Origin of the sequence: uncultured Granulicatella sp. (assembly GCF_963515615.1) — a bacterium.
In the GTDB taxonomy this organism is placed as follows: Bacteria; Bacillota; Bacilli; order Lactobacillales; family Aerococcaceae; genus Granulicatella.
In genome coordinates this window covers 1-6,850 of the sequence record NZ_CAUPZT010000063.1, presented here as the reverse complement: position 1 = coordinate 6,850, position 6,850 = coordinate 1, and the positions used below count along the sequence as shown (strand labels likewise).

Annotated in this window: 6 protein-coding genes; 4 read left to right on the top strand and 2 right to left on the bottom strand. The window is 36.8% G+C overall.

Annotation, left to right across the window (positions count from 1 at the left end):
* Both guaA and coaA read right to left on the bottom strand, forming a co-directional pair.
* On the bottom strand, window positions 1–1,346 hold a 1,346-nt coding region (gene guaA / locus RYL55_RS07970; protein ID WP_315008502.1), incomplete at its 3' end, for a glutamine-hydrolyzing GMP synthase.
* 176 nt (window positions 1,347–1,522) lie between these two features.
* Window positions 1,523–2,446, bottom strand: coding sequence for a type I pantothenate kinase (gene coaA / locus RYL55_RS07965; RefSeq protein ID WP_315008500.1), 924 nt, complete (start codon window positions 2,444–2,446; stop codon window positions 1,523–1,525).
* Window positions 2,447–2,614: 168 nt separating this feature from the next.
* Between coaA and mvk the strand changes: the two genes are divergently transcribed.
* The 4 genes from mvk to fni form a co-directional block, all read left to right on the top strand.
* On the top strand, window positions 2,615–3,643 hold the full coding sequence (gene mvk, locus RYL55_RS07960) for a mevalonate kinase (RefSeq protein WP_315008498.1): 1,029 nt from the start codon (window positions 2,615–2,617) through the stop codon (window positions 3,641–3,643).
* A gap of 12 nt (window positions 3,644–3,655) precedes the next feature.
* On the top strand, window positions 3,656–4,681 hold the full coding sequence (mvaD, locus tag RYL55_RS07955; protein WP_315008497.1) for a diphosphomevalonate decarboxylase: 1,026 nt from the start codon (window positions 3,656–3,658) through the stop codon (window positions 4,679–4,681).
* A gap of 2 nt (window positions 4,682–4,683) precedes the next feature.
* Window positions 4,684–5,796, top strand: coding sequence for a phosphomevalonate kinase (locus tag RYL55_RS07950; RefSeq protein ID WP_315008495.1), 1,113 nt, complete (start codon window positions 4,684–4,686; stop codon window positions 5,794–5,796).
* Window positions 5,793–6,850: type 2 isopentenyl-diphosphate Delta-isomerase (gene fni / locus RYL55_RS07945; RefSeq protein ID WP_315008493.1), on the top strand; the 1,058-nt coding region annotated here is incomplete at its 3' end. The genes RYL55_RS07950 and fni, both read left to right, overlap by 4 nt.

Here is a 6,850-nt window from a genome sequence, read left to right as displayed (position 1 = left end):
ACACTGCGGATTCCTGGTAAGACTGTGAAGTATTGCCATACGTCTCTTTCAAGTCCATTTTTAGCAATTTCTTCTCTTAAGATGGCATCACTTTCTCGTACGATTTCTAGTTTTTCTTCGGTTACTTCTCCTAGTACTCGAATGCCTAGTCCTGGTCCTGGGAATGGTTGGCGCCATACGATTGAATCTGGCATGCCTAATGCTGTTCCTAAGGCACGAACTTCGTCTTTGAATAATGTATTTAGAGGTTCAATTAATTCAAATTGCATATCCTCTGGTAGTCCTCCTACATTGTGGTGAGACTTAATGGTTTGAGCTGTTTTTGTTCCTGATTCGATAATATCTGTATATAAAGTTCCTTGTGCTAAGAAATCCACATCCGTTAGTTTTGCGGCTTCATCATCGAATACATAAACAAATTCATTTCCAATAATTTTACGTTTTTGTTCTGGATCACTTACACCTTTTAATTTTGATAAGAAACGTTCTTGGGCATTCACTCGGATAATATTTAATCCAAATTTTCCAGATAAGCTTTCCATCACTTGGTCGCCTTCATCTTTTCTAAGTAAACCGTGGTCTACAAAAATACATGTTAATTGGTCGCCGATTGCTTTTTGTAATAGAACACCTACAACGCTTGAGTCAACTCCGCCTGATAAACCTAATAATACTTTTTTATTGCCAACTTTTTCGCGAATTTTTTCAATTTCCATCTCGATGAAGTTTGCCATCGTCCAATCACCTGTTGCACCACAAATATTGAACACGAAGTTTTTCAACATATCATTCCCATGAATACTGTGACGTACTTCTGGATGGAATTGTACTCCATAAATATTTCGTTCTGGATTTTCAAACGCTGCAAATGGAGTATGATCATTTGAAGCTGTTACAGTGAAACCTTCAGGGATAGCTGTAATTCTGTCACCATGGCTCATTAAGACTTCTTCTGAAGTAGATAATCCTTGGAAAATTCCTGAATCTGTATTAAAGACTTCTACTTTAGCAGGGCCATATTCTCTTGTTGGTGAAGATTCAACAGTTCCTCCAAATAAATGAGTTGTCAACTGCATTCCATAACAGATTCCTAATACTGGAATTCCTAATTCAAAAATTTCAGGATCTACTGTAAAAGCACCCGATTCGTAAACACTATGCGGTCCTCCAGAGAAAATAATCCCTTTTACATTTCCATGCTTTTTGATTTCTTTCGCAGTAATATCATTATGAAGTAACTCACTGAATACTCCAAACTCACGAATACGACGTGTAATCAGCTGATTATACTGACTTCCAAAATCTAATACAATAATTTTTTCTAACGAAGTGGTTCTTGTTGACATAAAAAGCCTCCTTAGTCTTATTATCTATATTGTAGCAGAAAATCACGAAAATTACCTTAAATATTTATAAAATTCGTTCGGGTTTTTATTAAACTTTCTCATTTTTCATGTATTATCCTTCTATTCCAAAAAAGAACCCGCAAAGACGTCTATCCTGCGAGTTCTTCTTACATTTTTTAGTATTTTTTCACTTGGACATAGTCAATATGATGCCCGTATGTTTTATGCAAAATAAAGTCTGCACGTCCTTTTGTTGGTAAGATGTATTCCTTTAGGTTTTTCAAATTCGTTTTTTTCCATACATCTTTTGCCATAGCAATCGCTTCTTCTCGGTCTCCAATCGCAAACTGGTAATAAAAATTATCGGGTTGAGTTTTTGCTCGTTCCATTAATAATTCAAAACGTTCTAAGTACCATTTTTCAATCAGATTTTCTTCCGCATCTACATAAATCGACCAGTCAAAGAAATCACTGACATAAATTTCTCGATTTGGTGGCAATTGTAATACATTAATTCCTTCCACAATTAAAATATCGGGTGGATAAATGACTTGTTTTTCATTTGGAATAATGTCGTAAATTTCATGAGAATAAACAGGTGCTTCAACAGCTTCTTCTCCTGTTTTGATATCCAGTAAGAAATTCACTAATGATTCCATATCATAACTTTCTGGGAATCCTTTGCGATGTAAAATTCCTTTTTCCACTAAATCCTTTGTTGGCCATAAAAATCCATCCGTTGTCATCAATTCAACGGTTAATTCTGAATATTTTTGTTGGAGCATTGTTTGCATTAAACGTGCCGTTGTACTTTTCCCAACTGCCACACTTCCTGAAACTCCAATAATAAATGGAACTTTCTTCTTCGGTTGTTTTAAGAAATATTGTTCTTGTTCATGAATTTGTCCATGTTTTTGATAATAAATGTCAAAGTAATCTAATAAGGGTACATATACTTCTTGTACGTCAATTAATGAAATTCTATCATTCAATGATGTTAAATGTTCTAATTCGTGTAATGTTAGTGCCAAGTGATGGGCGTTTTGATATTGTTTCCATTCATCTCGGCTAATATGATAATACGTCGATGTGTCTGTCACAACGATTCTCTCCTTTTATTGAATTGCTTTTCTTGCGTATTTTACCATAGTTTTTTTAGGATGACTAACGATTGTGTCTTTAAATTTCCTTTAAATCCTCGCTTGTTCGTTTACACCTCTAATGGTTTTTAGTATGATAAATAAGAGAAATTATGAAGGAGTTTTATCATGGAATATACAACAGCTTCCGGTATGGGACAGTCTACTGGAAAAGTCATTTTAATGGGGGAACATGCAGTCGTCCATCATCAACCTGCGATTGCCATTCCTTTTTCCGGTGTGTCGGTTCAAGCAGATATTCAACCAAGTTCTCATCCGCTAAGCATTCATTGCGACTTTTATAGTGGATTAGCTTATGAAATGCCGGAAGTATTAAAAAGTTTAAAATTTACAATCCATGAAGCATTGAATCAAATTGAACAACTTCGTCCTGAATTAGGAATTACGCCTACTACTCGTTCGTATTGGAATAATGGGAAAGTAGAAAAAGGAGAGGCATCCTTCGTACAAGCACCTTCTATTGAGATTACGATTACTTCTTCGATTCCTGCAGAACGTGGCATGGGATCAAGCGCAGCTGTTTCAGTAGCGATAGTGAGAGGATTGTTTGATTATTACAATGTTCCTTTAAGCGAACCATTATTATTCGAAATTGTACAAGCTTCTGAAAAAATCGCTCATGGAAATCCAAGTGGTATTGATACCGCAACGACTAGTGGAAAAGAAGCCGTATTTTTTATAAAAGGAGAAGCTTTACAACCTCTGTCTATTCAACTAGAAGGAAGTTTAGTCGTAGCAGATACAGGCATTACAGGGCAAACACTAAAAGCCGTTCAAGCTGTACAAAAAAAAATCCAACAAGAACCCATTGCTACTCAAAAAATCATTGAAGAAATTGGAGAACTAGTACACACTGCTAAAACTTGTTTATCAAAAGGAGACGTTGATACATTAGGAAGTCTTCTGACTCAAAACCATACACTTCTTCAACAATTAGAAGTATCAAACGAAACATTAGACCATCTTGTTCAAACGGCTCTTGAAAATGGAGCGATTGGTGCCAAAATGACAGGTGGCGGACTAGGTGGCTGTATGATTGCTCTTGCAGCAAATATTGAAGAAGCACAAAAAATTGCTGAAGCTTTACAACAAGCAGGAGCTGTACAAACATGGATACATTCATTTTCCAACGAATAAAAAGGAGCTTATATGAAAACAACAGGAATTGCACGTGCACATACAAATATTGCACTTATTAAATATTGGGGAAAAAAAGATAAAGCATTATTTCTTCCAATGAATAGTAGCTTATCCCTCACATTAGATGCTTTTTATACCGATACAAAAATTACTTTAGATGAAACTTTAGAAAAAGATGAATTTTATTTAAATAATGTTTTGCAACAAGAAGCTGAAACACAAAAAATTTCAAAGTTTTTAGATTTATTCCGTATTCCTGCTAAGGAAACACGATTTGCTCGTATTGAGAGTTATAACTTTGTTCCTACTGCAGCTGGTTTAGCAAGTTCTGCTTCAGCTTTTGCAGCTTTAGCAGGAGCGATGCATCAAGCAATGGGATGGGATTTATCAAGAAGTGAATTATCAACATATGCTCGTCGTGGAAGTGGAAGCTCTACGAGAAGTTTATTTGGTGGCTTTGTTGAATGGAATCAAGGAACGAATTCAGAAGATAGTATGGCGATTCCTATTGACGATGCTTCTTGGGATATTGGAATGCTCATCGTCGTTGTTAATGGAGCTGCTAAAAAAATCTCCAGCCGTGTTGGAATGGAACAAACAGTTGCCACTTCTCCTTTCTATCCTGCATGGGTAGAAAGTGCAAAAACTGATTTAGAAGAGATTAAAACAGCCATCCAAGAGAAAAACTTTACTCGAATGGGAGAAATTGCCGAATTTAACGGAATGAAAATGCATGCGACAATGCTTGCCAGTCAACCTCCATTTTGTTATTTTGAACCAGATAGCCTGATTGCTCAGCAACAAGTCGTTTACTTACGTGAAGTATTAGGAATTCCTGCTTATTACACAATGGATGCTGGGCCGAATGTAAAAGTTCTTTGCAAAGCGAGTGATTTAGATAAAGTCCGTGACCATTTCAAACAATATTTTGCTTCTGAAAAACTCATTTCCTCTCTTCCAGGAGAAGCAATGAGAACTCTAACAGAAGAAGAATGGCAAGAAAGCATTCAACATTTTAACCATAAAGGAATTTAACTATGAATATACAAGCTACAGTTCCTGGAAAATTATTTATTGCTGGTGAATATGCAGTCGTCACTCCAGGACAACCGGCAATCATTGCAGCGGTCAATCGCTATTTAACGGTTGATTTGACTCCTTCCCTTGAAGAAGTTGGAACAATTTACTCCACTCAACAACCGGATTTGACGCTTCATTGGAAAAGGGAACAAGAACTTTTACAAATAATCGAAGAAAATCATCCATATACATTAATAACTACTGCGATTGAAGTTGCCGAAACTTATGCGAAACAACGAAACTATTGGAATGAAGAGCTCTATCATTTGAAAGTCACAAGCCAATTAGATGATGTTCACTCGAATATCAAATTCGGTCTTGGCTCTAGTGGAGCTGTCGTTGTTGCAACCATTGACGCTATTTTACAATGGCATCATATTCCTGTTGAACCTCTACTCGTTTATAAATTAGCAGCCATTACCAATACTCTGCTTGGTAGTAATGGTTCCTTAGGAGATATTGCTTCTAGTGCCTTTGGAGGTATCATTTTATATCAACGAATCGATGCAACATGGATTCAAGAACAATTACAACGGTATTCTATTTCAGAAGTTGTCAATAAAGAATGGGCAGGCTTAGTCATTCAGCCAGTATCTTTACCAACAGCGCTAAAAATGCTTGTTGGATGGACAAAGGAAAAGGCCGACACTTCTTCATTCGTATCATCCGTTACTCAAACAAGAACACAAGCAGAAAAGGATGCATATTACCAACAATTTTTAAAACAAAATACAGCGATTTTAAATCAGATAACGACTGCTTTAACAGAAGAAGATACAGAAGCATTTCTACAAGGAATTACGGATAATCGAGCTCTCTTATTAGACTTTGCTAAAGAGATGAATATTGTACTCGAAACTCCATCCTTAACAAAACTTTGCCAAATTGCGCTTCAAGAAAAAGCAAGTGCCAAAACTTCTGGAGCTGGCGGAGGAGATTGTGGGATTTGCTTTATTACAAAACCACAACAAGAAGACACCATCACAACCCACTGGGAAAAAGCTGGTATTCTTCCACTAAACTTAGAAATAGCCCCTTCAAAAAGCGCTATTAGAAAGGATCTCTCATGACACAAGCCTATACACAACAAATGAAAAGAAAAGATGAACATGTGGGGCATGCGACTCAACAATATCAATCACAGTCGAATTTAGAATTACGACAAACTCGTTTTGTCCATCACCCTCTATCTGAAATGGCTGTAGATGAAGTTTCTCTTCAAACAAAAATGGCAGGATTCACTTTAGAAACTCCATTTTTCATTAATGCGATTACTGGTGGAAGTCCTCGAACAACTCTTATTAATCAACGCCTAGCACAATTGGCGCATGAAACAGGAATTGCGATGGCAACTGGATCGATGAGTGTTGCGATGAAAGATCCTTCTACTGCAGAAAGCTTCACCATTATTCGAAAAGAGAATCCTAACGGAATTGTTTTGGCGAATTTAGGAGCACATTATACCGTTGAATCTGCTAAAAAAGCGATTGACCTCATTGAAGCAAATGGGATTCAAATTCATGTGAATACTTTACAAGAATTAGTCATGCCTGAAGGAGATCGCTCTTTCCATCATTGGTTAAAAAATATTGAGGAAATCGTCTCTCATGTAGACGTTCCTGTTATTGTTAAAGAAGTAGGATTTGGATTTAGTAGAGAAGCCATGCAAGAACTGATCAATATCGGAGTTCAAACGATTGATATTAGTGGCCGTGGAGGCACAAATTTTGCAGCCATCGAAAATGCTCGAAGAGAAGATCATTTATATGATGAATTAGAAGACTGGGGACAAACAACAGTGCAGTCCTTAGTAGAAGGCTATGATTTATCTTGTGAACTAATTGCTTCTGGAGGCATTCATTCACCATTAGATATCGTAAAATGTCTTGCTCTAGGAGCAAGCGCTGTAGGAATGTCTGGAGAATTTTTACACTTAATTCGCCCACAAGATTCCTTACCAACAGCCATTCAAACCGTTAATGATTGGAAGAATCAATTAAAAAATATTTACACACTATTAGGCGTTTCAAACACAGAAGCATTACGCCAAACAGACATCATTCTCCCAAACACCACCGCCCACTGGTGCACCGCCCGCCACATAGACTGGACAACCTTCGCAAA

Coding starts and splice junctions, on each gene's coding strand:
- mvaD (WP_315008497.1), top strand. CDS start 3,656: ATGAAAACAACAGGAATTGCACGTGCACATACAAATATTGCACTTATT.
- RYL55_RS07950 (WP_315008495.1), top strand. CDS start 4,684: ATGAATATACAAGCTACAGTTCCTGGAAAATTATTTATTGCTGGTGAA.
- mvk (WP_315008498.1), top strand. CDS start 2,615: ATGGAATATACAACAGCTTCCGGTATGGGACAGTCTACTGGAAAAGTC.